The sequence below is a fragment of the Halomonas sp. AOP43-A1-21 genome (assembly GCF_052376775.1).
Taxonomy (GTDB): Bacteria; Pseudomonadota; Gammaproteobacteria; order Pseudomonadales; family Halomonadaceae; genus Vreelandella; species Vreelandella colorata.
This window is the reverse complement of record NZ_JBQSWC010000090.1, coordinates 1-974: the sequence shown is the minus strand read 5'-3', so window position 1 is coordinate 974 and position 974 is coordinate 1. Positions and strand designations below refer to the sequence as shown.

The window sequence follows — 974 nt, the reverse complement described above, 5'->3', positions numbered from 1 at the left end:
CCTGCTGAACGCTATACGCTGCACCGTAAAGAAATGCGATGTAAGGAATTAAAAAGACCAAATTCAAAACCACCTTATATTGTTACTCAAAATTATCACATGGATGACTACACAAACTCAAGGTTAAAATTTATTTCACATCCCTTTAAGCCTTCCCAATTAATTGTTTAACAACGGATGAAGTTACAACAATCAAATAAATTTCACCTTAGCTTTATTTTCAAATCATTTAACACTATGCCTTTGCAACAAACTTGTTGTAAAACCATCTGAAAAATGAAAATAACTTGCTATGAAAAATAATATTATCTGAGCGCAACCTAACCCCATAGTTGGCTTTGCAAGCATACCAAAATAAAATGCGACTGCAATCACAACAAATAAAAATCGTTTTGCTGTATATAAACCAAAATACTGCTGACTGGTCTTAATTGAACTGCTTGTGCTTGCTACCGCTTTAGAAACTTTCGATGTTATTTGGCCAAATATTAAACATGATGCCAGAGACCAATCTGGAGATAGAACTATATCTTTCCACGTACCTATATAAAGCCTCACACCAATGAGAAGCATGAAGGGAATAGCTATATAAATAAATTCAGTTTTTAAATCAGCGTATATGGACTTTATTTCAAGCTTAGTTGGCTCATAACTCATATTGATGACCATTATCTCGGTGCACATCTAGAATTTCTTTTATCCGAGCATTTCTTATTTGTGGCTGTCCCTTTCCTTTCGGAGGCGTATAAATGTCATAAGAAATATCTGCTTCGATAACGTCTTTTGGTCCAATTGCTTGTATCAACCCATTTTGATAACTCTCAAGCCACTCCTTATGGGTTATTCGAGCGCAGAACTTTCTGTCTAATGAGTGACTGCGAAAAGACCACACTGAATTGCCTTCATTCACTGAAATTTTCACAGACAGTTTGTCTCTATGTTCTTGGGGCTCTGTATATCCTCTAAACATGTCT

The 974-nt window shown here is 35.5% G+C and carries 2 protein-coding genes; both read right to left on the bottom strand.

The window, feature by feature from the left end; genetic code table 11:
* Positions 1-225 precede the first annotated feature (225 nt).
* Complete coding sequence (locus ACT3R7_RS20670; protein WP_193090900.1) at positions 226-657, bottom strand: hypothetical protein; 432 nt, start codon at positions 655-657, stop codon at positions 226-228.
* Positions 647-974: hypothetical protein (locus ACT3R7_RS20665; protein WP_496199459.1), on the bottom strand; the 328-nt coding region annotated here is incomplete at its 5' end. The genes ACT3R7_RS20670 and ACT3R7_RS20665, both read right to left, overlap by 11 nt.

Excerpts from the sequence above, each read along its gene's own strand:
- ACT3R7_RS20670 (WP_193090900.1), bottom strand. The coding sequence starts at position 657 with ATGAGTTATGAGCCAACTAAGCTTGAAATAAAGTCCATATACGCTGAT.